This is a genomic window from Amycolatopsis samaneae (assembly GCF_039541975.1).
Taxonomy (GTDB): Bacteria; Actinomycetota; Actinomycetes; order Mycobacteriales; family Pseudonocardiaceae; genus Amycolatopsis; species Amycolatopsis samaneae.
The window spans coordinates 353,758-376,982 of sequence record NZ_BAABHG010000002.1 but is presented as its reverse complement, the minus strand read 5'-3'; the positions used below and the strand labels follow the sequence as shown (position 1 = coordinate 376,982).

24 protein-coding genes are annotated in these 23,225 nt (G+C 72.3%); 9 read left to right on the top strand and 15 right to left on the bottom strand.

Annotated features, from left to right (window positions below; translation table 11 throughout):
• Positions 1-2 precede the first annotated feature (2 nt).
• Positions 3-1,361 (top strand): CoA transferase, encoded by a 1,359-nt coding sequence (locus tag ABD987_RS04935; RefSeq protein WP_345387380.1) that lies wholly within the window; start codon positions 3-5, stop codon positions 1,359-1,361.
• Here the strand turns inward: ABD987_RS04935 and ABD987_RS04930 are convergent.
• The 8 genes from ABD987_RS04930 to ABD987_RS04895 all read right to left on the bottom strand — a co-directional run bounded on the left by ABD987_RS04930 (position 1,332) and on the right by ABD987_RS04895 (position 8,744).
• Positions 1,332-1,718, bottom strand: coding sequence for an SCO6045 C-terminal-like domain-containing protein (locus tag ABD987_RS04930; protein WP_345387378.1), 387 nt, complete (start codon positions 1,716-1,718; stop codon positions 1,332-1,334). The genes ABD987_RS04935 and ABD987_RS04930 overlap by 30 nt on opposite strands.
• Positions 1,719-1,983: 265 nt before the next feature.
• Positions 1,984-2,787, bottom strand: a complete 804-nt coding sequence (locus tag ABD987_RS04925) for an MbnB/TglH/ChrH family RiPP precursor modification enzyme (RefSeq protein ID WP_345387376.1) — start codon at positions 2,785-2,787, stop codon at positions 1,984-1,986.
• Positions 2,780-3,697 (bottom strand): TIGR04222 domain-containing membrane protein, encoded by a 918-nt coding sequence (locus ABD987_RS04920; RefSeq protein WP_345387374.1) that lies wholly within the window; start codon positions 3,695-3,697, stop codon positions 2,780-2,782. Before ABD987_RS04920 ends, ABD987_RS04925 begins: the two co-directional genes overlap by 8 nt.
• 133 nt (positions 3,698-3,830) lie before the next feature.
• A complete protein-coding gene (locus ABD987_RS04915; protein WP_345387372.1) occupies positions 3,831-4,742 on the bottom strand; it encodes a TIGR04222 domain-containing membrane protein in 912 nt (303 codons plus the stop codon).
• 91 nt (positions 4,743-4,833) lie between these two features.
• Entirely contained in the window at positions 4,834-5,256 is a 423-nt protein-coding gene (gene msrB / locus ABD987_RS04910) for a peptide-methionine (R)-S-oxide reductase MsrB (protein ID WP_345387370.1), read from the bottom strand.
• 45 nt (positions 5,257-5,301) lie between these two features.
• Complete coding sequence (locus ABD987_RS04905; protein WP_345387368.1) at positions 5,302-5,601, bottom strand: hypothetical protein; 300 nt, start codon at positions 5,599-5,601, stop codon at positions 5,302-5,304.
• Positions 5,602-6,285: 684 nt separating this feature from the next.
• Entirely contained in the window at positions 6,286-7,956 is a 1,671-nt protein-coding gene (locus ABD987_RS04900) for a serine/threonine-protein kinase (RefSeq protein ID WP_345388249.1), read from the bottom strand.
• 116 nt (positions 7,957-8,072) lie between these two features.
• Positions 8,073-8,744 carry a TVP38/TMEM64 family protein gene (locus tag ABD987_RS04895; RefSeq protein ID WP_345387366.1) on the bottom strand — a complete coding sequence of 224 codons (672 nt, stop codon included), beginning with the start codon at positions 8,742-8,744 and terminating at the stop codon, positions 8,073-8,075.
• Positions 8,745-8,812: 68 nt separating this feature from the next.
• On the opposite strand from ABD987_RS04895, the gene ABD987_RS04890 reads away from it, so the two are divergent.
• From ABD987_RS04890 to ABD987_RS04875, 4 genes are all read left to right on the top strand, one after another.
• Positions 8,813-9,370, top strand: coding sequence for a GNAT family N-acetyltransferase (locus tag ABD987_RS04890; RefSeq protein ID WP_345387364.1), 558 nt, complete (start codon positions 8,813-8,815; stop codon positions 9,368-9,370).
• Positions 9,371-9,390: 20 nt separating this feature from the next.
• The gene (locus ABD987_RS04885) at positions 9,391-10,404 is read left to right on the top strand and encodes a DNA polymerase domain-containing protein (protein ID WP_345387362.1); all 1,014 of its coding nucleotides are present in this window, start codon (positions 9,391-9,393) and stop codon (positions 10,402-10,404) included.
• 134 nt (positions 10,405-10,538) lie between these two features.
• Positions 10,539-10,931: a DUF6221 family protein gene (locus ABD987_RS04880; RefSeq protein ID WP_345387360.1), complete on the top strand. Its 393-nt coding sequence runs from the start codon at positions 10,539-10,541 to the stop codon at positions 10,929-10,931.
• Between the two features lie 36 nt (positions 10,932-10,967).
• Positions 10,968-11,972, top strand: coding sequence for an MsnO8 family LLM class oxidoreductase (locus ABD987_RS04875; RefSeq protein WP_345387358.1), 1,005 nt, complete (start codon positions 10,968-10,970; stop codon positions 11,970-11,972).
• A gap of 151 nt (positions 11,973-12,123) precedes the next feature.
• On the opposite strand, the gene ABD987_RS04870 is transcribed toward ABD987_RS04875, so the two are convergent.
• The 3 genes from ABD987_RS04870 to ABD987_RS04860 form a co-directional block, all read right to left on the bottom strand.
• Complete coding sequence (locus ABD987_RS04870; protein WP_345387356.1) at positions 12,124-12,642, bottom strand: P-loop nucleotide/nucleoside kinase family protein; 519 nt, start codon at positions 12,640-12,642, stop codon at positions 12,124-12,126.
• Positions 12,639-13,295, bottom strand: a complete 657-nt coding sequence (locus ABD987_RS04865; RefSeq protein ID WP_345387354.1) for a maleylpyruvate isomerase N-terminal domain-containing protein — start codon at positions 13,293-13,295, stop codon at positions 12,639-12,641. The genes ABD987_RS04870 and ABD987_RS04865 overlap by 4 nt, the downstream gene beginning before the upstream one ends.
• A 176-nt stretch (positions 13,296-13,471) precedes the next feature.
• Positions 13,472-15,058 (bottom strand): PucR family transcriptional regulator, encoded by a 1,587-nt coding sequence (locus ABD987_RS04860; RefSeq protein WP_345387352.1) that lies wholly within the window; start codon positions 15,056-15,058, stop codon positions 13,472-13,474.
• 140 nt (positions 15,059-15,198) lie between these two features.
• Here ABD987_RS04860 and pruA point away from each other — a divergent pair, with 140 nt between their 5' ends.
• Both pruA and ABD987_RS04850 read left to right on the top strand, forming a co-directional pair.
• A complete protein-coding gene (gene pruA, locus ABD987_RS04855; RefSeq protein ID WP_345387350.1) occupies positions 15,199-16,827 on the top strand; it encodes an L-glutamate gamma-semialdehyde dehydrogenase in 1,629 nt (542 codons plus the stop codon).
• Between the two features lie 27 nt (positions 16,828-16,854).
• Entirely contained in the window at positions 16,855-17,784 is a 930-nt protein-coding gene (locus ABD987_RS04850; protein ID WP_345387348.1) for a proline dehydrogenase family protein, read from the top strand.
• A 209-nt stretch (positions 17,785-17,993) separates the two neighbouring features.
• Here the strand turns inward: ABD987_RS04850 and trxA are convergent, their stop codons facing one another.
• The gene (trxA, locus tag ABD987_RS04845) at positions 17,994-18,362 is read right to left on the bottom strand and encodes a thioredoxin (protein WP_345387345.1); all 369 of its coding nucleotides are present in this window, start codon (positions 18,360-18,362) and stop codon (positions 17,994-17,996) included.
• 111 nt (positions 18,363-18,473) lie between these two features.
• Between trxA and ABD987_RS04840 the strand changes: the two genes are divergently transcribed.
• Positions 18,474-18,716 (top strand): DUF2630 family protein, encoded by a 243-nt coding sequence (locus tag ABD987_RS04840; protein WP_345387342.1) that lies wholly within the window; start codon positions 18,474-18,476, stop codon positions 18,714-18,716.
• Positions 18,717-18,724: 8 nt separating this feature from the next.
• On the opposite strand, the gene ABD987_RS04835 is transcribed toward ABD987_RS04840, so the two are convergent.
• Together ABD987_RS04835 and ABD987_RS04830 are read right to left on the bottom strand one after the other, a co-directional pair.
• Complete coding sequence (locus tag ABD987_RS04835) at positions 18,725-20,287, bottom strand: alpha/beta hydrolase (protein ID WP_345387340.1); 1,563 nt, start codon at positions 20,285-20,287, stop codon at positions 18,725-18,727.
• Positions 20,288-20,355: 68 nt separating this feature from the next.
• A complete protein-coding gene (locus ABD987_RS04830; protein ID WP_345387338.1) occupies positions 20,356-21,432 on the bottom strand; it encodes an ATP-dependent DNA ligase in 1,077 nt (358 codons plus the stop codon).
• 210 nt (positions 21,433-21,642) lie between these two features.
• On the opposite strand from ABD987_RS04830, the gene zapE reads away from it, so the two are divergent.
• On the top strand, positions 21,643-22,668 hold the full coding sequence (gene zapE / locus ABD987_RS04825) for a cell division protein ZapE (RefSeq protein ID WP_345387336.1): 1,026 nt from the start codon (positions 21,643-21,645) through the stop codon (positions 22,666-22,668).
• On the opposite strand, the gene ABD987_RS04820 is transcribed toward zapE, so the two are convergent.
• Positions 22,622-23,218: a phosphatase PAP2 family protein gene (locus ABD987_RS04820; protein ID WP_345387334.1), complete on the bottom strand. Its 597-nt coding sequence runs from the start codon at positions 23,216-23,218 to the stop codon at positions 22,622-22,624. The two genes, zapE and ABD987_RS04820, sit on opposite strands and share 47 nt — an antisense overlap.
• Between the last annotated feature and the right edge of the window lie 7 nt (positions 23,219-23,225).

Genomic DNA, 23,225 nt, shown 5'->3' with positions numbered 1-23,225 from the left:
CCGTGCGGGACGCGCTGACCGGGCTCTGGCACACGCTCACCGGGGACACCCTCGCGCCCGGCGCCGCCGAGCTGACCGGCGAGGAGAACGTGCTGCCCGGCCCGTTCCGGGTAGCGGCCGCCGCGACGTCGAGCATCGCCGCCGCGACCCTGTCCGCCGCCGAAATGCTGCGGCTGCGCGGGATCGAGCCGGGCGTCGTCGGCATCGACACCCGGCACGCGGCCGCGGCCTTCCACAGCGAACGGCTGCTGCGGCTCGACGGCGGAACGCCGGGGGAGGTCTGGGGCCCGATCGCCGGGGACTACCGGGCCGCCGACGGCTGGGTCAGGCTGCACGCCAACACCCGGCGGCACGAGTCCGCGGTGTGCTGGGGCCTCGGCGTGCCCGCCACCCGGGAGGCGGTCGCGAAGACCGTCGCGGCGAAGCGCGCCCACGAGGTCGAATCCGCGGTGGTCACCGCGGGCGGGGCCGCCGCGCTGCTGCGTTCGCGCGAGGACTGGCTGGCGCATCCGCAGGGGCAGGCCGTCGCGACGTTGCCGATGGTGGAGCTGACGCCGCTCGGCGAAGCGCCGCCGCGCCGGCTGTTCGACTCGGACCGCCCGCTGGGTGGGGTGCGGGTGCTGGAGCTGACCCACGTCATCGCCGGTCCGGTCGCGGGCCGGGTGCTGGCTGCGCACGGGGCGAACGTGCTGCACGTCGGTGCCGCGCACCTGCCGAGGATCGCGCCGCTGACGATGGACACCGGGATGGGCAAGCGCTCGGCGTTCGTCGCGCTCGACACCGAGGGCGGCCGCGCGAAACTGCGGAAGCTGATCGCCCGCGCCGACGTCGTCCTCCAGTCGTTCCGCCCGGAGTCGTTGGCGCGCAAGGGGTTCGGTCCCCAGGACATGGCCGAGCTGCGGCCGGGACTCGTCGTGGCCGACCTGTCCGCCTACGGCTGGGACGGGCCGTGGGCGCGGCGCCGGGGCTTCGACAGCCTCGTCCAGATGGCCTCGGGGATCGCGCACGAGGGCGCCGAAGTGGCGGGCACCGACGAGCCCCGGCCGCTGCCGGTGCAGGCGCTCGACCACGCCACCGGCTGGCTCACCGCGGCCGGGATCATGACGGCGCTGCGCCGCACGGTCACCGACGGTGGCACCTGGCACGTCCGGCTGTCCCTCGCCGGTACCGGCCGGTGGCTGGATTCCCTGGGGCGCAAGGATTCCGCGGCGGCCGAGGTGTCCTACGACGATCTGCTGGAGGACGTCGGCAGCGGGTTCGGCAGGCTCACCAGGGTGCGGATGGCGGGCGTGCTGCCCGGTTCCCCTCCACAGTGGACGGACGCGGCGCCGCTACCGGGCAGTGGCACGCCGACGTGGTAGCCACCGGCGCTTCGGCCGGGGCAGGTCGCCGCGGGCGATGAGCCATGCGCCGAACTCGTCGGCGTACCCACGGGCGCGGGTACCGGTGGATTTGGGGTGCTCGGCGGCGTAGGCGAGGAACAGCGGGTGGAATTTCGGGCCGAGTGTCTCCGCGATATCCGGCCGGAGGTAGGCGACGAGCCTGCTTCGCTTGCGCAGCAACACATCCGACTCGATCCGCAGCCGTGCACCGTCGAACCCCTCCGGCGCCCCGCCACCGGTGAGCAGCGCCCGCAGCAGCTCCGCCTGCCGAGCGGCCAGGCGCTCCCGGCCTGCGGTTTCCCGTTCCGGCGTGGCCTTTTTGTCTCTGTTGTCCACAGCCGTCTCCGACTGTGGACAACTCCGGCTGGAGTCACTCATCGCCGGGTTCCCGTCGGGGGCACGCGATAGAATGGTGTTGGGGTCGCCCCCCGGAGAGGGTGGGGGACACCCTCACAGTGGGGGACACCCTCACAGTGGGGGCGGGGTTGCTCGCTGTCTACAAAGGACTTCAGGGCTCCGAAGGTCACCTTGAGGGCGTTAGGGTCCCTCAAGGTGGCCTTCGGAGCGTGCGGGGGTGCCACGCCGGGCCCGGCGGGCGTGCTCACCGGGTCACCACGGCGCGCAGCGCGGCCAGTTCGGCGGTGAGTTCGGTGTCGGTGGGGTAGTCGTCGTCGCGTTCCAGCAGCACGCCGGGCGGGTCGGTGCGGCGGCACAGCTCGGCGAGCAGGTCGAGCACCTCCGGCAGCACCGGATGCGCGTGCGTGTCGTGGTAGACGCCGTCGCGTTCCACGCCGCCCGCCATGTGCACGTAGGCCAGCCGCTCCCACGGGACGCCGTCGAGGAACGCCACCGGATCGGTGCCGATGTTGCGCGCGTTGGCGTAGAGGTTCGCGACGTCGATGATCAGCCCGCAGCCGGTGCGCTCGGTGAGCTCGGTGAGGAACCGCTCCTCGGACATCTCCGCGTCCGGCCATTCCAGCAGCGCGGCGATGTTCTCCAGCGCGAGCGGGACCTCCACGATGGACTGGGCGAGCCGGACGTTGGCGACGAGCACGTCCAGCGCCTCCCTGGTCCGCGGCAGCGGCATCAGGTGCCCGGAGTCGAGCCCGCCCGCCCGGACGAAGCACACGTGGTCGCTCACCAGCGGCGCGTCGAGGGCGCGGGCCACCTCCGCCAGGTGCTCGACCCGGCTCGTCTCCAGCGGCTCGGCCCCGCCCAGCGACAGCGACACCGCGTGCGGCAGCACGGGGATCCCCTTGTCCCGCAAGGAGATCAGCGATTCGGGCAGATGCGGGGCGTGCAGGTTCTCGGCGACCACCTCGACCCAGTCCACGCCCGGCATCCGCGCGATCGACAGGTCCAGCTCCTCGCGCCAGCCGATGCCGACGCCGAGCCGGTCAGCCACCACAGCCCCCGCCACCGCACCCGCCGCCACCGCCGCACGAAGATCCGCTGCTGCAGGAGGAACCACTGCTGCACGACGAACCACCGGACGAGCCGCCACCACCGAAGCCCGAGGTGGCCGGTGGCATCAGCGCGGCGCTGATCTCCTCGTCGGGGTACATCGCCAGCCCGCCCAGCGCCACGGCCGCCGCCGCCCCGACGAGGATCGCCCCGGCGGGCACCCCGCCGGACACGGTCGCGGCGCCGTCGCGCAGTTCCGCGTTGGCGCGGCCGAGCGCGGCGTTCCCGGCGGCGGTCGGCAGCCGCGTCCCGGCCTTGCGCCGGTCGGCGCTGGTCACGACGACGATGAAGACCGTGACGATGATCAGGAACGCCAGGTAGCCGACCGAGTGTCCCGCTCCGATGCCCGCCACGAACCGGACGATCCCCAGTGCCAGCACGGCGAGGGAGAACAGCCAGATCCCCATGCGGAGCGTCTTCATCCGCGACACGGGCTGGAGCAGACCGCGCTGTTCGAGGTCGGCCGTCATCGTCCGGATCGGCTCCGTGATGCGGGCCCTGGCCCGGATGGTCGCCGTCGACTTGGCGCTGCGGGCGGCCTCCGCGACCACGCGTTCGATCGGGTCCGCCGGGACCTTGGTGGTCGTCGACGTGACCTTCTTCGCGCTGTTGACGCGCAGCTCGCCGCGTTCGACCAGCGCGGCGATCGCCGCGTCGACGACCCGGTCCGGGCCGCCAGCCAGACAGGCGAGCTGGTATACCGACAGCGTCGCGTCCGGCTGCCCGGTCACGCCTGCCCGCCCCTGCCGGGACAGCACCGGCGCGAGCAGGCGGGTGAGCAGCACGATGCCGAGCAAACCCGCGTGCAGTGCCAGGTACTCCGGGCCGGAAACGCCCCACAGGTCCTTCATGTCCGCTCCCCTCCACGAATGCGCCTACCGTAGCCGGGACACCCGGGGCGGGGAGGGCATTTCGGCCGACTCCGGCGGGTGTCCCGCGTCGCGTACTGGGATGGCCGGACCGTCCATCCCGTTCCCGTCCACCTCAGCCGCCGCAGCCTCCGCCGCCCCCGCCGCACGACGAACTCCCGCCCCCGCACGAGGAGCCGCCGCCGCACGACGAACCCCCGCCACACGACGCGCCGCCGAAGTAGGCCCCGCCCGCCGCGTAACCGCCGTGGGACGCGCCGGTCCCGCCCGCCCGCGGTGGTGTCCGGACCGGCACCAGGACCTTGCGGAGCCGTTCGTCGGGGTAGGCGGCCAGCCCGTGCCGGGCGACCTCGCCCGCGGCGCCGTGCAGCAGGCTCCGGTCCGCGTACGCGGAGGCCAGCGCCCGGTGTCCGGCGGCGGTGGCCCGCGCGGGCATGCGGGTGAACCCGAACACCGCGGTGGTGACGAGGACACCGAGCACGACGACCATCGCGCCCACCAGGAACCACGCCGGTCTGGCCTGTCCGCGTCCGGCGGCCAGCCGCACGAGACCGAACACCAGGAGCAGGGCATAGGCCGTGGTCGCCGCCAGCCAGGTCCGGCGCCGCCTGCCCTCGTCGACGAGCAGCCCCTCCCCGGCCAGCTCGCCGTGCAGCGCGGTCATGGCCGGGTCGGCGGCCAGCGCCCGGCGCAGGGAACTCGGCAGCGAAAGCGCCCGTGACCCGATCGAGGCCGCCGCGGCCCGCCCGAGCGCGTCGGCGGGCCGCGAAGGCGTGACGTACAGCCTGCCCGCGCTGTCGACGCGGACCTGTTCGCGTTCGAGCATCGCCGCGAGCACGGTGTCCGCGACCCGCTCGACGCCGCCCGCCAGCGCGGCCACCTGGTAGCCGTTCGTGAGCGGGGCCGTCGTGCGCGGGCCGGTGCGGAGACGGAGCAGCCCTAGCTGGGTCACCGCGAGCGGGATCAGCGCCAGGCCCAGGTAGAGCGCGAGAAAGACGGGGCCGGGGATTCCCCAGGTGTCGGTCATGAGCTCGCCCTCCCTCGTCCGGAAAAGCCACGGCCGGAGGGCCGTGTCGGTGAGCACGTGCGAGGGAGGGCGCGGGTTGGCCGGTGGGAGGTTACGACTCGGGCACGAGCTTCAGCGAGATCGAGTTGATGCAGTAGCGCTGGTCGGTCGGGGTGGGGTACCCCTCGCCCTCGAAGACGTGCCCGAGGTGACTGTGGCAGGAGCCGCAGAGCACCTCGATGCGCTTCATGCCCATGGTGCGGTCTTCCCGCAGGAGGACGGCGTCGGAGTCGGCGGGGTCGTAGAAGGACGGCCAGCCGCAGTGGCTTTCGAACTTCGTGTCGCTGCGGAACAGCTCGGCACCGCACGCGCGGCACTCGTAGACGCCGGTGGTCTTGGCGTCGGTGTACTCGCCGGTGAACGGCCGCTCGGTCCCGGCCTGGCGGAGCACCGCGTACTCCTCGGGCGAAAGCTCCTCGCGCCACTCCTGCTCGGACTTCACGACGCGTGGGGTGGCTCCCACAACGGGTTTCATACCTTTCACCGGTTCCACGTTACCCCGCGAGGCCGCCGGGAGAGGTCACTGCGCGAGCCACGCCACGGCCCGCGTCACGATGTCCCACGCGGCGACGATCACGCCGACGATGATGAGCACCGCGATCAGCGCGGAGACCCAGTACCGGAGGCCGCCGAGGCGGCTGCTGGAGTCGGCGAAGTCGGACACGCCGTCGAGGCAGGCCTCGATGGTGAAGTTCGGCCCGCAGCGCTCGATCCGGTCCAGGTGCTCGGCGAACGCGCGAGCCTCCGGATCGTCCGGATCGAGACCGACCAGGTCCTCGTGGAACCGAGGATGCTGGCCGGGTTGTCCGATTTCGGCCATGGGACCACAGTAAGCCACTGGACCGGTGCTGGACAGCGTCCGCGCCCTACGTCTCACTGTGTTGGCGCGCAAGTGAGGTCCTAGGCTTAGGTCTGTTTGGGGCGGCTCATGGGCCCGACAGCCGTGAACGACTGCGAGCAAGGAACGAATTGATAGCGCAACGTACCTCCTTGCCTGTGGGCAAGTGTTAGTGTACCGTGATTACGTATTAACTCTGCGTGACCGGTGGCATACTTCATTTACGAGGGGTAAATGTGAAGTTTGGCAAAAGAATATCGGTAATTGCCGCGTTGGCGATTTCGGTTGGGTCATTGTTGTCGCTGAATGCTTCGGTAGCCAATTCCGTTGAGCTTTCCGGCATTTCAGCTACGGGAGTTCGACTTAAAAGCTACACGTGCGTGATAGAAGATGGTGTTAACTATCGAGTCGGCCCTGGGCAGGACTTCCAGTGGCTGGGCACTGTGAACCGCGGACAAGGCTTTAACCTGGTTGGGGCAGTTCGGGCACCTGATGGCTACGTATGGAATCAGGGTGATCTGTGGGGTGGTGCCTTAGGTGTTTGGATTCGCGGGGATTTTATTGGTACGTGCTAGCATTAGCTATTTAAAATAGAGTGGCAGGGTTGCGAATCAAGCGATGGTTCGCAACCCTGCTTGTTTTCGGTTCGTAACTTCTGGTCTAGCCTTACTGGCCGGTGCCGCCCACGTTCTGGCTGCGGGTGTCGCCGTCGAGCAGGAGCCGACCGCTCCCGGCGTCGATGACCCGGAGGATCTTCTGCTCGGTGTGGCCGTCCTTGAACGTCAGCCCGACCTGGACATCGACGGAGCCGTCGTCGTTGTTGGCCCGCTTGTACACCTCGGCCCGGCCGATGTCCTTCAATTCGTGCTGGGACCAGTACCCCGGCAGCCCGCTCGCGCCGTAGAACGCCTGGGCCTGCGGAGTGAGCATGCCCTGTGCGGTACCCGCGTCGCCCCGGAGCGCGGCGTTGTAGAAGTCGATGACCTTGGTTCCAGCGGGCCCCCACTGCACGACCCCGTTGGACACCACCGGGCTCGGCGAGGGCGAGTTCGGCTTGCTGGCGGGCTTGCTCGCCGAGGAGGCGGGCGGGTTCTGCGGCGCCTGGGTGCCGGAGGAGGAGCCCTTGGTGCCGCTGCTCGTGTTCAGGACCAGGAACACCACGACGGCGATGACCACCACGGCGGCACCCGCGCCGGCCAGGATCGCGGCCCGTCGCTTCGTGTCGGACATGGCGGAACCGGACCCGGCGGGGCGCGGCGGCGGGGCCTGCGCCGGTATCGGACGCGGCGGGGTGCGCGGGTGCTGGGGCTGTGGGGGCGCCGCGAACGCGGTCTGCGAGCGCGGCGGACCGGCGGGCGGCGGGGCCTGCGCCGGGATCGGGGCCGAGGGTGGCGAGTCGGTGCGCTGCCACGGTGGGCGTTCGCCACCGCGGCCCGGGGTGGCCGGACCGTCGAGGCCGGCGGGCCTGCGGCCCCCGGCCACCGCGCCACCGCCGTAGAGCGGGGGCGAGACCTGCGTGCCCGGGGCGGCCGGGTCCTTGGCGGCCAGCGCGGCGAGCCGGTCCCGCGCCTCGGCCATGGACGGCCGCTCCTCGGGCTCGGCTCTGAGCAGGCTCATCAGCAGCGCCGTCGCGGCGCCCGCCTGCTGAGGCGGGTTGATCTGGCCGTTCGCGGCCGCGTACAGCAGCGCCAGCTGGTTGGTCGTGTTCCCGTAGGGCGTGGTGCCCTCGATGGCCTGGTACAGCGTCGCGCCCAGCGCGAAGACGTCGGAGCTGGGCACCGGGTCGGCGCCGCGGGCCAGCTCGGGCGCGAGGTAGGCGGGGGTGCCGCCGATCAGCCCGGTTGCGGTGAGCGTCATGTCCCCGGCCGCGCGCGAGATGCCGAAGTCGGTGATCTTCGCGGTGCCGGTCTCGTCGATGAGGATGTTGCCCGGCTTGACGTCGCGGTGCACGATCCCGGCGCGGTGCGCGGCGACCAGCGCCGAGGCCACCTGCTCGCCGATGCGGGCGACCTCGCCCAGCGGCATGGTGCCGCGATCGGAGAGGATCGCGGACAGGCTCGGGCCGTTGAGGAACTCCATCACCAGGCACGGATCGCCGCCGTCCTCGGCGATGTCGAACACGACGATCGCGTTGGGGTGCTGGAAGCGGGCGGCGTTCTTCGCCTCGCGCATGGCGCGCTGGCGCAGGTTGTCGCGCTCGGCCTCGGACGTGCCGGGCTGCGGCAGGATCTGCTTGATCGCCACCGACCGCTCCAGCCGCACGTCGACGGCGCGCCACACCACGCCCATGGCGCCGCTACCAATGTGCTCGGCGAGACGGTAGTGCCCCGCGATCAGCTGCCCGGTGTCGATGGCGCCTGCTCCTCGAAAATCCGGTTGATGGTGGCCGTACTCAGCGCGAACTCCCCGCGCGGACCCGTTCGAGTGTAGCGGTCCGTACTTCGCGGCCGCCGTCAGCCAGCGGGTGTCGAGACCGGTTTCCCGGTCTCCTGGCCACTGCGCCGTTTTCGGAACACCCGGACCAGCCCGACGGCGCCGATCGCCGCGAAAACGCCGTAACAGAGCAGGAGAGCGGGCGGCGTCCCGCCGGTCAGCGCGTCCCCGAGCACCACCACCGCGACCGTGCCGGGGACACTGCCCAGCAGGGTGCCGATGAGATACGGCACAACCCGGACGCCCGACACGCCGCAGACGTAGCTGAACGGCGCGAACGGCACCACGGGGATGAGCCGCAGCGAGGTGACCGCCAGCACGCCGCCGTCGGAAAGCCGCTCGTTGACCGTGCGGACGGCGCTGCGGTGCAGGTGCCGGGTCACCAGGTCGCGGCCGAGCAGCCGGGCGAGCCCGAAGGACAGCGCCGAGGCGACCGTGGTGGCGGCCAGGCCGATGGCGATCCCGGCCACGGTGCCCACGAGCAGCCCGGCGGCCAGGTTGAACACCGTGCGCGGGATCGGCGCCACGGTGAGCACGGCATAGGCGACGAACAGCACCAGCGGTGTCGCGGACCCGGTTTCGGCCGCCCACGCCCGCAACTGCGCCGGGCCGGGGATCGGCAGGAACGCCGCGGCCGCCCCGAGCAGGGCGAGCACGGCGAGCGCGAGGAACAGCTTGGTACGGCCGGACACCCTGTCCACGGTAGCGGGCACGCCGAAAACCGGATGACGTGCGCCACCCGGCGTGCTTCGCTCGGCGGGTGATCGACATCGAGGCCGTCCGCGTGCAACCCGAGCTGACCGGCGAGAAGGTGGTGCTGACCCAGCTCGACGAGTCGCACCTCGAGGACTCGTGGGCGGCGCTGCGTGATCAGGAGGTCATGCGGTTCACCGGCACGCACGCGACCTTCACCCACGAGCAGATCCGCCGGTGGAACGCGAGCCGCCCCGGCCTGACCGACCGCGCGGACTGGGCGATCCTGCGCGCCGCGGACCGGGCCTATGTCGGCGACGCCGCGCTCACCGAGATCGACGCGGACAACGCTTCCGCGGGCTTCCGGATCGCGCTTTCGGCGGCCGCCGAGTTCGGCAGGGGCTACGGCACCGAGGCCACCCGGCTCCTGCTCGATTACGCCTTCGACGTCGTCGGCCTGCACCGGGTCGGGCTGGAGGTGTTCGACTTCAACACCCGCGCGCGGCGAGTGTACGAGAAGTGCGGCTTCACCGCCGAGGGCGTGCTGCGGGAGGCGCTGCGCTGGGACGGCGAGTGGCACGACGTGATCCGGATGGGTGTGCTCGCGGGCGACCGGCGGCGCTGAAACCCCGTTACGGTGGGCATATGCCCAAGAACGGTGAGCCGGTCGAATACCAGGTGGGGGAGCGCACCGTCCGCGTGTCGAGCCCGGACAAGGTCTACTTCCCCGAACGCGGGATCACGAAGCGCCAGGTCGTCGAGCACTACCTCACGGTGGGCGGCCCGCTGCTGCGGGCGATCGGCGGGCGTCCGACCACGCTGAAACGCTACGTCGACGGCGTCGAGGGGGACGTCTTCTACGCCAAACGCGTCCCGAAGGGCGCGCCCGAGTGGGTGGAGACGGCCGAGATCACCTTCCCGTCCGGGCGGAAGGCGGCGGAGGTCTGCCCGACCGAGCCCGCGGTGTTCGCCTGGGCGGCCAACCTCGGCACGTTCGACTTCCACCCGTGGCCGGTGCGCCGTCCCGACCTCGATCACCCGGACGAACTCCGCGTCGACGTCGACCCGCCGGACGAGGCCGGGTTCGCCGACGCCGTCGCGGTGGCCGGGGTCGTGCGCGAGGTGCTGGACGACGCGGGGCTGACCGGTTACCCGAAGACCTCCGGCGGGCGCGGCGTGCACGTGCTGGTCCGCATCCGGCCGGAGTGGGACTTCGTCGCCGTGCGGCACGCGGTGATCGCGCTCGGGCGGGAGGTCGAGCGGCGGATCCCGGAGCGGGCGACGGTCTCGTGGTGGAAGGAGGAACGCGGCGGGCGCGTGTTCCTCGACTACAACCAGGCCGCGCGGGACCGCACGGTCGCCTCGTCCTGGTCGGTGCGCGGCACCCGGCGCGCGACCGTGTCGACGCCGCTGACCTGGGACCTGCTGGGCGAGGTGCACCCCGACGACTTCGACGTCCTCACCATCCCGGACTTCCTCGCCGAGCACGGGGATCTCCACGCGCCGATGGACGAGCGGGCGTTCGGCATCGAGACGCTGCTGGAGTGGTATGCCCGCGACGAGCGTGAGCGCGGCCTCGGTGACCTGCCGTATCCGCCGGACTACCCGAAGATGCCGGGCGAGCCGAAACGCGTCCAGCCGAGCCGGGCCCGGTCGTAGCGACGGGTGACCGCAGTGGGTCATTCACGGCCTCGCAGGGCGGTGACGAGGCAAAAGGAGGCGTAACGTCCTGGCCCTGACCGGCGACCTTCCCCGGACCGGGGCTGGGGAGCGAGCAGGAGGGAGGGCCTTTCGTGGACGACCTGATCGCGTTTCTCGCGGCACGTGTCGGGCAGCGGCAGGCGCTGATCATGCAGGCGGTCGACAAGGCTCAGGCGGGGGAGCCGCTCGGCAGGGGAGAGACGAGAGTCCTTGTCGAGCAACGGATCCGCGCGTTGTCCGATGTGGAGCTCGACGTCGTCAACCAGATGGCCAACGAGGTCGAGGCGACGCGGCGCATCCTGCTCGCCCACCGCACCACGGTGTCGGAGAAGGTGCCGGGGTTCCCGTTGTACGGCAGCGAATACTGGTGTGAGACCTGCCACGTGCCCGGTGACGAGGCCGGCTCCAACTGGTGCGTCACGCTGCGCCTTCTCGCGCTGCCCTACGCCGATCACCCCGACTACAGCGAACGGTGGCGGCCCTGACGGGAATCGCGGTGCGTCCCGCGCGTTGAACCCGGGGTGAGCGTACTGCCTGCCCGGATCTCGGTCCTCGACCGGTCACCGATCCGCCGTGACGCCGACAGCGCCGCCGCGCTGCGGGAGACGGTCGCGTTCGCGCGTGCGGCGGAAACGCTGGGATACCACCGGTTCTGGGTCTCCGAGCACCACAGCGTGCCCGGTGTCGCCGGGGCGGCGCCGACCGTGCTCGCCGCCGCCGTCGCGTCGGCGACCTCGCGGATCCGCGTCGGCACCGGCGGCGTGATGCTGCCGAACCACCGTCCGCTGGTCGTCGCCGAGCAGTTCGGGGTGCTGGAATCGCTGTTCCCCGGCCGGATCGACATGGGGCTGGGCCGTTCGGTCGGGTTCACCGACGGCGTCCGCCACGCGCTCGGGCAGGGCAAGGAGGCCGCGGCGGAGTTCGGGGCGCGGGTCCGGGAACTGCTGGGGTTCTTCGACGGCACGCAGCGGGCGTATCCCGGGGTGCACGCGGTCCCGGCCGAGGGGCTGCGGGTGCCGCCGTTCCTGCTGGCGACCGGGGCGGGCGCCGGCCTCGCCGCGGAACTGGGGTTACCGCTGGTGATCGGGCAGATCCGGGGCGAGGCGGCGATGATCGACGCGATCACCCGGTACCGGGACGGGTTCCGCCCCTCGGATTTCGCGCCCGCGCCCTACGTCGTGGTGTCGACCGCGGTCGCGGTGGGCGAGACGGCCGCGGCGGCCCGGCGGCTGCTCGTGCCCGAGGCGTGGTCGACGGTCTATTCGCGCGGCCACGGCGTTTTCCCGCCGCTGTCCCCGCCGGACGAGATCCTCGCGCTCCCGATGACCGCCCGCGAACGCGAACGCCTCGACGCGGCCCTGGACGCCCAGGTCCACGGCACCGCCGCCGAGGTCCGGTCCCGGCTCGCGGGCCTGGCCGCCCGCACCGGCGCCGACGAGTTCCTCTTCACCACCGCCACCCACGACCCCGCCGACCGCCTCGCCACCTACCGAGCCCTCGCCGGAACCCCCGAGTTCTCCGCCTGATCACGCGAGTTCGCCGTCCCATCACGCGAGTTCCGCGCCCAATCACGCGAGCCGACCGTCCAGGTACGCGAGTCGTCCATCCCGGTACACGAGCCGACCGTCCGGGTACGCGAGTTGCCCGTCCAGGTACGCGAGCCCGCCCGGGCGGACCTCATCCGATGAGCTGTGCCGCGATCTCCGCCGCGACGACCTCGGCCGTTTTTCCCTGTGTGTCCACGATCGTGGCCGACCGGCGCAGCCAGGGCAGTGCCTCGGTGTAGCGGTCGAGATGCTCCAGCCGCCACTGCCGCGCGTGCTCGGGTTCGACGGTGTCGCCCTCGATCCGGCGGACGAGTTCGGGCCGGTCGGCGTGCAACGCGAAATGCCGCACCGGGACGTCGTTTTCCGCCAGCCCGTCGAAGATCTCGCGCGCGTAGGCCTCGACGAGCACGGTCTGCGGCACGATCAGCGTGCCGCCCGCGTACCGCAGGATCCGGGTGGCCGTCTCCACCACGAGCGGCCGCCACGGCGGCAGGTGCTGGAAGTCGCCCGGCGGTTCGGGAAGCACGGTGCGCAAGAGGAATCCGACGTGTTCGGCGTCGAAGATCCGCGCTTCGGGGAGCCGGGCGACGAGCTCCCGCGCGGTCGTCGTCTTGCCCGCGCCGAAGGTGCCGTTCAGCCAGACGATCACCCGAGGACGAGCGGGAGTTTCGCGGCCAACTCGCCCAGCTCGGCCTTCTCCGTGCCGGTCGGCGCGCGACGTCCGGTGCCGACCAGCAGCGCGTCGGTGTCGGTGAACGACGCGGGGAACGCGGTGCCCGCGATCCGCTCCAGCATCGCGCGCGTGCGGGCGAGCCCTTCGGCGGGCGGCCCGGCCACGTGCGGGAGGTGGGCGACGAGGTCGAGGTGGTGCAGCGTCCATTCCAGGACGTACGCGGACAGGTAGTCGCCCGCGGTGAGCACCATGTCCTGGGTGGCGACCCTGGTGGCCGGGTCCGCGAGCTCGGCGGCGCGCCCGGCGGCGGCACCGACGTCGTCGAGGTGGAACTTGAGCAGGGCCGGGTCCTCGTACGCGGCGGCGAGCCGGACGATCAGCGCGTCGAGCGGGTCGTCGCCGGTCGGCGGGGTCTCCGCGACCTTCCAGTAGCTCACCGCGTCCACGGTCGGCGCGGTTTCGGCGGGGGTGACGAGGGTGATCAGGACGTCCTGCGCGTCGATGACCAGGTGACACGCCAGATCGCGCACGAGCCAGCCGGTGCAGCCCGACGGCTGCTCGAAGTCCTTGTCGGCGAGTCCGGCGACCGCTTCGCGCAACGCCGCCCAGGAACGGGAGAAGAGATCCACAGCGGCAAGGTAGCGAGGGGCCGGGAGGGGGACAAGCGGATTTGCGTACCTGGAGGGACGACTCGCGTACCCAGACGGTCGGCTCGCGTACCTGGAGGGACGACTCGTGTGCCTGGAGGGTCGGTTCGCCGTGATTGAACGCGGAACTCGCGTGATCAGGCGGAGAACTCGCGTGATCAGAGGCGTAACAGCAGGTGGGTGAGGAGGCGTTCGGTGGGGTCGGCGAAGGAGAGGCCGGAGACCTCGGCGGCGCGGCGGACGCGGTAGCGGACGGTGTTGGGGTGGATGTTCAGCGCCCGGGCGGCGGCGCGGACGTCGCCGAAGGCGTCGAGGTAGGCCAGCACCGCGGGCACGAGAATGCCGCCGTGCTCGGCGTCGTGCGCGACGAGCACGGCCAGCCGCGGGTCGCGGATACGCGGCTGTTCGGTGAGATAGGCCAGAATCTCCGACAGCAGGACCTCGGCGCGGACGTCGGCCAGCGACGCGATGTCGGAGTCCCATCGGCCGCGCACCATCGCCGCCAGGACGCGGTCGGCGTCGCCGCGCGAGGCCGCCGCGTCCGACAGCCGGGGGACCACCCCGCCCAGTGCCGCGCGCACGCCGACGTCGAGATGACGCCGCGCCGCGGCCACGATTTCCTTGGCCAGCGCGACGATCCGGCCCTCGGCGTGCCCGGTGGTCCCGGGAAGATCCGGCAGCAGCGCGTACACGCGGCCGCCGACGACGCTCACCAGCGCGCTGCGCCGGTACGCCGCGGTGTGCACCGCGATGAGGTGCACCAGCTCCGCGCGGTGCAGCTGCCGGTCGGCCTGGGTCCGCTCCCCGGTCAGCGCGAACGCGACCACCACCGCGGCCCTGGCGGGGTCGGCGCCGATGTCGTCGGCGACCGACTCCGCGTCCAGGCGCCCGTCGAGCAGGCTGACCAGCAGGTCCTCGCGCAGCCGCAGTTCCGGCGTCGGCAACGTCCGCGCGCGGATCAGCCGGGGTACCAGCGTCCGGCTCGCGCCGAGCAGCGCGACCTCGGCCTGTTCGGTCAGCGGGGCCGCGCCCTCCTGGACCCAGATGGTGCCCAGCGGCTGGGATCCCGCGTGCACGCCGGCCGCGATGCGCCGCCGGATCCCGAGCTCGGGCCGCTCGTCGATCCGGACGATGCCCTCGCCCGCGCGTAGCCGCTGGTAGACGCCCCATTCGCGCAGCATCGCGAGATACCGTTCCGGCCCCTCGCGGCCGAGGATGGACAGCCGCCGCAACTCGTCGACCTCGTCCGACGACCGCGAGTAGGCGAGCACCCGGCTCGCGGTGTCCTCGATGCTCACCAGACCACCGGTCAGCGTCGCGATCGTCTGCGCGAGGGAGAACAGATCGCCCAGCACCTCGCCGCTTTCCGCCTCGCCGCCCGCGCGCGCCGCGTCGACGACGCCGCGTGCCAGCGCCTCGACCTGCTCCCAGCGGGCCTCGTCCCCGACGGCCAGCAGCGCGACGCCGGCGTCGGCCGCGATGCCCTCGGCCGCGCCGGGCTCGCCCTTGACCGCGACCGCGGCCGCCCCGCCGCGCCCGGCCGCGCGGATCGCCGCCCCGGCCGCGCGGGCCCGCGCGACCGTCACCAGCACGAGGTCGCCCGGATGCGCCTCGGGCGGGTCCTCGGGGTCGAGGAGCACGACGTCGGCCACCGGCACGCCGAGCCCACGCGGGGCGACCAGCACCCGGACGAGTGGTTCGCCGAGGGTCGCGAGCACGTGCCGCAACGACGTTCCCGTGGTCATGGTCGCCTTATTGGTCGGTTGGACAAGGTACCTGGCCTGATTCTATCCGTCAGGACAAACCGCTGGGCTGATCGTGGGGTTACGGTTCGTGGCAGAGAGAGACCCTCGCCCGTCAGCCGTCTCACCGTGGAGGAGCCGCCGTGGATGCCGTGACCCAGACCCCCGCCCCGAAGAACGAGCCGGTGCTGACCTACGCACCGGGCAGCGCCGAGCGCGCCGAGCTCGAGGGTGCGCTGAAGCGGCTGGGTGACGCCGATCCCGTCGACATCACCGCCACCATCGGCGGCAAGCAGCGCGCCGGTGGCGGCGAGCGGATCAACGTCGTCCAGCCGCACAACCACGCGTCGGTGCTCGGCGTGATCCACAGCGCCACCCAGCAGGACGCCACCGACGCGATCGCCGCGGCCCGCGAGGCCGCCCCGGCGTGGCGCGCGCTGTCCTACGACGACCGCGCCGCCGTCCTGCTGCGCGCCGCCGACCTGCTCACCGGCCCGTGGCGCGCCACCCTCAACGCCGCGACCATGCTGGGGCAGTCCAAGACCGCGACCCAGGCCGAGATCGACTCCGCCTGCGAGCTCGCCGACTTCTGGCGCTTCAACGTCGACTACGGCCGCCGCGTCCTGGCCGAGCAGCCGAACAGCTCGCCCGGTGTGTGGAACCGGATGGAGCACCGCCCCCTGGAGGGCTTCGTCTACGCGATCACGCCGTTCAACTTCACCGCCATCGCCGGCAACCTGCCGACCGCGCCCGCGCTGATGGGGAACACCGTCGTGTGGAAGCCGTCCCCGACCCAGAGCTTCGCCGCGCAGCTGACCATGCGGCTGCTCGAAGAGGCGGGCATGCCGCCGGGCGTGATCAACCTGCTGCCCGGCCACGGCAAGGACATCTCCGAGGTGGCGCTGACCCACCGCGACCTCGCGGGCATCCACTTCACCGGCTCCACCCCGACGTTCCAGCACCTGTGGGGCACCGTCGGCGCGAACATCGCCGGTTACCGGAGCTACCCGCGGCTGGTCGGCGAGACCGGCGGCAAGGACTTCGTCGTCGCGCACCCCTCGGCCGACCTCGACGTGCTGCGCACCGCGCTGGTCCGCGGCGCCTTCGAGTACCAGGGCCAGAAGTGCTCGGCCGCGTCGCGCGCCTACGTCCCGCGCAGCCTCTGGACGAAGCTCAAGGACGGCCTGGTCGCCGAGACCGAGGCGCTGAGCTACGGCGACGTCACCGACCTGAGCCACTTCGGCGGCGCGGTGATCGACCGGCGCGCGTTCGACAAGCACGCCGCGGTGTTCGAGCGGGCCAAGGCCGACGCCGAGGTGGAGATCCTCACCGGCGGCACCGCCGACGACAGCGTCGGCTTCTTCGTCCGGCCGACGATCCTGGTCTCGGACAACCCGAAGCACGAGATCTTCCGCACCGAGTACTTCGGGCCGATCCTGTCGATCCACGTGTACGAGGACAACCGGTTCGACGACGTCCTCAAGCTCGTCGACGAGACCGCCGACTACGCGCTGACCGGCGCGATCATCGCGAACGACCGTACCGCGGTGGCGAAGGCGTTCGAGGCGCTGCGGTTCGCCGCGGGCAACTTCTACGTCAACGACAAGCCGACCGGCGCCGTCGTCGGCCAGCAGCCCTTCGGCGGTGCCCGCGCGTCGGGCACCAACGACAAGGCGGGCTCGATCTTCAACCTGCTCCGCTGGACCAGCCCGCGTTCGGTCAAGGAGACCTTCGTGCCGCCGACCAGCGTCCGTTACCCCCACCAGGGCTGAGTCCCTCGTCCCCACCGGGAGATCCCCATGTTGCGAGCCTCTCTCCTCGCCGCCGCCCGATCGCGGCGGATGCGTTCGCTCGTCGAGGCGGTGCCCGCCACGCGATCCGTGGTGCGCCGCTTCGTCGCCGGTGCCGAAACCGCCGACGCCGTGCGGGTGGCCAGGGAACTGGCCGCCGACGGCAGGCGGATCACCCTCGACCACCTCGGTGAGGACACCACCGACGCGGCACAGGCGTCGGCCACCGTCCGCGCCTACGAAACGCTGCTGAACGCGCTCGGCGCCGAGGGCCTCGCCACCGGCGCGGACGTTTCGGTGAAGCTGTCGGCGGTCGGGCAGTTCCTGCCGTCGAACGGCGAGGACGTCGCGCTGGAGAACGCGCGGAAGATCTGCGCCGCGGCCGACGCGGTGGGCGCCACGGTCACCCTGGACATGGAGGACCACACCACCACGGACTCGACGCTCGGCATCCTCCGGGAACTGCGCGCCGAGTACCCGTGGGTGGGCGCGGTCCTGCAGGCCTACCTGCGCCGCACCGAGCAGGACTGCCGCGAGCTGTCCGGCCCCGGCTCGCGGGTGCGGCTGTGCAAGGGCGCCTACGCGGAACCGGAGGAGGTGGCCTACCAAGGCAAGTCCGAAGTGGACAAGTCCTATGTGCGCTGCCTGCGGATCCTCATGGCGGGCAAGGGATATCCGATGGTCGCCTCGCACGACCCCCGGATGATCGCGATCGCGGCGAAGCTGGCCGCGGACGCGGGTCGCACGGCCGAAGACCACGAGTTCCAGATGCTGTACGGCATCCGGCCCGAGGAGCAGCGGCGGCTCGCCGGCGAGGGGAACACCATGCGCGTGTATGTTCCCTACGGCGACGAGTGGTACGGCTACTTCATGCGCCGGCTCGCCGAGCGCCCCGCCAACCTGACGTTCTTCCTGCGCGGCCTCGCCACGAAGAGCTAAAGGTCCGTCAAGACCGTCCCGCGGTCGCCCGCCCAGGAGCCGGGCGCGGCGAAGCACCCCGACGCGGGACGGTCTTGACGGCACTGGGGCACCGAACTCGGCTCCCGCCGGAACCGGGCGGTCCTGCGGGAGCCGCGGGTCCGTGAATGCCACATCGAGGGATTCAGAGTCCCTCAATGTGGCATTCACGGACCTTTTCCATCGTGGGCTCAGGCCTGGTTTTCGGCCTGCTCGGCCTCGCGGCGCACCTCGTCCATGTCGACCTCGCGGGCCTGCCGGATCAGATCCTCCAGCGCCGCCTCGGGCAGCGCGCCCGGCTGGGCGTAGATCACCGTCTTGTCGCGGATCACCGCGAGCGTCGGGATCGACCGGATGTCGAAGGCGGCGGCCAGCTGCTGCTCGGCCTCGGTGTCCACGCTGGCGAACACGATGTCGTCGTGCTTTTCGGACACCTTCTCGTACACCGGCGCGAACTGGCGGCACGGACCGCACCAGCTCGCCCAGAAGTCGATCAGGACGAAGTCGTTGTCGGTCACGGTCTGGTCGAAGGTGGCCGCGGTCAGTTCTACGGTGCTCATACGGGGGTCAACGGCCGGGACCCGGCCAAGATTCCCGCGCCGTGACCCCCGGCACGGCGTAGGGTCGTCATCCGGCAGCCGAGGAGAACGTCGAGCACAGGAGGACGTGCCATGGCCGACGGAGACATTCTCAGCCACATCGACCGGCTGGTCGCCGAGGAACACGAACTGCGCTCGCGCGCGGTCGGCGTCGGCCTGAACAGCGCCGACCGCGAACGCCTCGGCGACCTCGAACGGCAGCTCGACCAGTGCTGGGACCTGCTGCGCCAGCGCCGCGCGCACACCGAGTTCGGCGAGGACCCGTCCGGCGCGCGGGTCCGGGCCGAGGACGAGGTCGAGTCCTACCGGCAGTAGGGCCTCACTCAGGCGGGGCAGAGCGTCCCGTCGCCGGGGACCTTGCCGTCGGCGAGGAACGCGCGCACGGCGTCGGTCACGCACGGCGACGAGCCGACCGCGCCGTGTCCGGCGCCCTGCCACGAGACCGTCACCGCGGTCGGCATCTGGTCGGCCGCGCGGGTGGTGCCCTGCTCCGGGGTCACCGGGTCGGCGGCGGTCGAGGCGACCAGGATCGGCGGCACCCCGGCCACGCCGGGCTTCGGCAGGGGCTCGCGGCGCGTCGGCCACGGCGCGCACCACGCGAGCTGCTGGGCCACCACGGTGCCGAACTGCGGGTACTTGCCGCGCATCGCGGTGCCGACCTTGTCGATCTCGTCGGCGGGCAGCCGGGTCGCGCTGTCGTTGCAGCGCGTCGCGATCGCACCGTCCAAACGGGACGGGACGGTCCTGCTGTCGTGCAGCGCGGGGGCGGCGAACACCGCGAGCGGGGCGAGGTTCCCGTCGCGGGCCGCGACGATCGCGTCGGCCAGTTCCGGCCACCGCGCGCGCTGGGCGAGCCCGGAGTAGACCGCGTAGCTCGCGACGCCCGCGTTCACCGGGATGCCGTCGGGGGTGATGACCGGCGTCCGCAGCCGGTCGGTGACCGCCCGCAGCGCGGCCTTCGGATCGCCGAGCGCGCAGTGCCGGTTGGCGCAGTCCGCGCCGAACGCGTCCAGTGTGGACTGCGCGCCCGCGGCGACCGCGTCCAGCACGGCCGCGGTGTCCTGGCCGGGATCGGGGATCCCGTCCAGCACCATCCTGCCGACCTGGGCGGGGAAGCGGACCGCGTACTCCGAGAGCACCTTCGACCCGTCGCCGTGCCCGAGCGCGGACAGCCGTTCCATCCCGAGCTGCTTGCGCAGTTCGTCGAGGTCGCCCGCGGCGCGCCAGCTGTCCAGCCCGGTCTGCGCGATGTCCAGGTCGATCGCGCACTGCTGGCCCGCCGTGCGCGCGGCGTCCAGCACGCCCGCGAGGTCGCCCTGCGCGGGGTCCGCGCCGATCAGGGCGCGGCGCACGTCGCCGGGGACGCACTGCGCGGCGCCGGACATCCCGGTCCCGCGCCGGTCGAGGCCGACGAGCGTGAACTTCTGCAGGAACTCGGCGGGCAGGCTCGCCGCGAGCCGCGCGGCGTAGAGCGAGCCGGGTTCGCCCTCGACGTCGTTGACCACGGCCAGCGGCACCGGCCCGGTGCCCACCTTGAGCACGAGGCTGCGCACCATGGCGCGGCGGGGCTGGTCCGGCGCGTCGAGCGCGGTGGTCAGCCGGGCGCAGCCGAAGCGCAGGGTGTCCGGGACACCCGGGGTGCCGAGCCGCCGGCGCGTCTCCTCGTCGCAGTCGGCCCACCGGAGCGAGGGCGACTGGGGCTCGCCCAGCGGCGGCAGCGGGACGGCGGGGGCGCTGGTGGCGGGCTTCGGCTGTTTCGAGCCGTCGTTGTCCACCACCGCGGGCCGCGCCGAGGGCCCGGTCGTGCAGCCCGCGAGCGCCGCCGCGGCGAGGACGGCCAGTGCCAGCCGGGATCGCGGGCGAATTCGGCGGGAACGGCGGTGCACGGCGGGGTCCTCACGTGATCGGGTCCGGGGTCACCGGTGAGCTTGGCACGGCGGGTGTGACGGCGTGGTTAGCGGGTCCGCCGGACCTCGCCGCGGAACACCGCGTCCAGGTCGTACCGGGCGACCTCGTCGAGCTGCGCGTACCCGCAGGAGGACGGCTCGCGGTCCGGGCGCCACCGCCCGAACTGCGCGGTGTGCCGGAAGCGTGCCGGGTCACCGCCCTCGGTGTGCTCGTAGGACACCTCGACGACGCGTTCCAGCCGCAGCGGCACCCACGGCTGCTCGGTCGCGCGCCAGCGGGTGATGCCACCGGGGATGCGCTGGCCCTCGCGGACGGCGTCGCCGATCCAGGGGTGCCCGGTGCCGTCGGTGACCAGCGGGGCCAGCTCCTCGGCCAGCTCGCGGCGGCGTTTGACCGGGAACGAGCCGACGACGCCGACGTGGTGCAGCAGCCCGCCGGTGTCGTAGAGCCCGAGCAGGAACGAGCCGACCATCTCGCCGGGCTCGCCGTCGACGTGCCAGCGCAGCCCGGCGAGCACGCAGTCGGCCGTGCGCTTGTGCTTGTACTTGAGCAGCACGCGCTTGCCGGGGGAGTAGGGCTCGTCGAGCGGTTTGCCGATGACCCCGTCCAGACCGGCGCCCTCGAACAGCTCGAACCATCCCCGCGCGGTGTCCGGGTCGGTGGTCGCCGGGGTGAGGTGGATACCCTCGCCCGCGACCTGTTCGAGCCGTTCGCGGCGCTTCGCGGTCGGTTCGTCGACAAAGGACTCGTCGTCGAGGGCGAGCAGGTCGAACGCGACGAACTCGGCGGGCTGCTCCTCGGCGAGCAGGGTGACGCGGCTGGCGGCGGGGTGGATGCGCTCGGTCAGCGCGTCGAAGTCGAGTTTGCCACCCCGCGCGACGACCAGTTCGCCGTCGAGCACGATCCGCTCGGGCAGGGTCTCCGTCAGTCGCGCGACGACCTCGGGGAAGTACCGGTTGAGCGGCTTCTCCGCGCGGGACTGCAGGATCAGCTCGTCGCCATCGCGGAACACCAGGCAGCGGAAGCCGTCCCACTTGGGCTCGAACAGCAGCCCGCCCGAGTCCGGGATGGTCTTGGCCGGTTTGGCGAGCATGGGCTTGAGCGGCGGCCGCGGAGGTGTCATGCCCGCATTCTGCGGAAAATCCGGCGTCCGCGCACGTCAATGGCGATTCCGTGGGCTACTCCGTGGTCCGTGAATGCCACATTGAGGGACTCTGAGTCCCTCAATGTGGCATTCACGGATCTTGGCCTCGCCAGCGGGGAAAGCGGCGTGCGGCACACTCTCGCCCGGCAGCGGGCAGGTCACGTGAAGTGGCCGTTAGGCTTCCCGACCATGCCCGCCGCGCACCTCACCGACCGCGATCCGCAGCTCAGCGCCGACGAGCTGATCGGCACCCTGGTCCCGCCGCCGCGGTTCGACGCGGTCCGCTTCACCAACTACATCCCCAACCCGGACGAGCCGAGCCAGGCGGCCGCGGTCACCTCGTGCGCGGCGTTCGCGGCGAAGATCGAGGCCCCGGCGAAGAAGTCGAAACTGCGGTCGCTGTTCGGCGGCGCGCAGGCGCCGTCCGGGCCGATGGGGCTCTACCTCGACGGCGGGTTCGGCGTCGGCAAGACCCACCTGCTCGCCTCGACCTGGCACGCCACGCCCGGCCCCAAGGCGTACGGCACCTTCGTCGAGCTGACCCACCTGGTCGGCGCGCTCGGCTTCGCCGAGGCGGTGCGGCGGCTGTCCGGGCACCGGCTCCTCGCGATCGACGAGTTCGAGCTGGACGACCCCGGCGACACCATGCTGATCGGCCGCCTGCTGCGCGAGCTGACCGAGGCCGGGGTGTACGTCGCGGCGACGTCGAACACGCTGCCCGACAAGCTCGGCGAGGGCCGCTTCGCCGCGGAGGACTTCCTGCGCGAGATCCAGTCGCTGGCCTCGCGGTTCACCGTGGTGCGCGTGGACGGGCCCGACTACCGGCACCGCGGCCTGCCCGAGGCGCCGCCGCCGGTCGCCGACGACGTGCTCACCGCGTCCGCCGAGCGGCACGAAGGGTCCACTGTGGACGACTTCGACGCGTTGTGCGCGCACCTGGGCAAGCTGCATCCCTCGCGGTACGGCCGGATGCTCGACGGCGTCACCCGCGTCCACCTGCGCGGTATCCACCCGGCACCCGACCAGAGCGTCGCGCTGCGGCTCGTCGCGTTCGCCGACCGGCTCTACGACCGCGCCATCCCGGTGGTCGTCTCGGGCCGCCCGCTGCCCGAGCTGTTCACCGAGGAGATGATCAACGGTGGTTACCGCAAGAAGTACCTGCGCGCGGTCAGCCGTCTGACCGCGCTCGCGCGAGACGCGGTGCAAGCCGCGTAAGCAGTCCGCGGACCGCGAGGACGGCGAAGATCGCGAAGAACGTTCCGCCGACGACGTCGGTGAGGTAGTGGTAGTCGAGCCCGATCATCCCGAGCGCGACGGCGACGAGCGCGACCGCGCCCGTGACCGCGGTGACGGTCCTGGCCCGGCCGTGGACCAGCAGGACCAGCACGGCGAGTGTCGCGACCATGCTCACCGTGTGCCCGCTGGGATAGACGAGTGTCTCGCCCTTCCACCGGTCGAACAGCGGTTTCAGCACCCACGTGTTCGCGGAAACCGCGACGGCGGGCCCGAGGACGGCGAACAGCGCGTCCCCTCGCCGTCGCGTGGCCAGGCACCAGGCGGTCAGCAGTGCCAGCACGGGGAGCAGGACGTACGGCTCGGTCGGCAGGACCAGGGCACGCAGGAGACCGTGCGGCCACCCGGTGATCGCCGACTCCGCGGCGGCGTCGAGAGCGCCGGGCCCGTGGCCGCCCGCGTACACCAGCCCGAGCGCGAGGGCGAGCACCGCGCAGGCGAGGGCGATGATCGTCGGCCACCGGGAACGCATGGCCGGA

Bases quoted from the DNA above. Each gene is read 5' to 3' on its own strand.
- ABD987_RS04840 (WP_345387342.1), top strand. From the start codon at position 18,474: ATGGCCGACGGAGACATTCTCAGCCACATCGACCGGCTGGTCGCCGAG.
- trxA (WP_345387345.1), bottom strand. From the start codon at position 18,362: ATGAGCACCGTAGAACTGACCGCGGCCACCTTCGACCAGACCGTGACC.
- ABD987_RS04850 (WP_345387348.1), top strand. From the start codon at position 16,855: ATGTTGCGAGCCTCTCTCCTCGCCGCCGCCCGATCGCGGCGGATGCGT.
- zapE (WP_345387336.1), top strand. From the start codon at position 21,643: ATGCCCGCCGCGCACCTCACCGACCGCGATCCGCAGCTCAGCGCCGAC.
- ABD987_RS04860 (WP_345387352.1), bottom strand. From the start codon at position 15,058: ATGACCACGGGAACGTCGTTGCGGCACGTGCTCGCGACCCTCGGCGAA.
- ABD987_RS04905 (WP_345387368.1), bottom strand. From the start codon at position 5,601: ATGGCCGAAATCGGACAACCCGGCCAGCATCCTCGGTTCCACGAGGAC.
- ABD987_RS04830 (WP_345387338.1), bottom strand. From the start codon at position 21,432: ATGACACCTCCGCGGCCGCCGCTCAAGCCCATGCTCGCCAAACCGGCC.
- ABD987_RS04920 (WP_345387374.1), bottom strand. From the start codon at position 3,697: ATGAAGGACCTGTGGGGCGTTTCCGGCCCGGAGTACCTGGCACTGCAC.
- msrB (WP_345387370.1), bottom strand. From the start codon at position 5,256: ATGAAACCCGTTGTGGGAGCCACCCCACGCGTCGTGAAGTCCGAGCAG.
- ABD987_RS04885 (WP_345387362.1), top strand. From the start codon at position 9,391: ATGCCCAAGAACGGTGAGCCGGTCGAATACCAGGTGGGGGAGCGCACC.
- ABD987_RS04915 (WP_345387372.1), bottom strand. From the start codon at position 4,742: ATGACCGACACCTGGGGAATCCCCGGCCCCGTCTTTCTCGCGCTCTAC.
- ABD987_RS04820 (WP_345387334.1), bottom strand. From the start codon at position 23,218: ATGCGTTCCCGGTGGCCGACGATCATCGCCCTCGCCTGCGCGGTGCTC.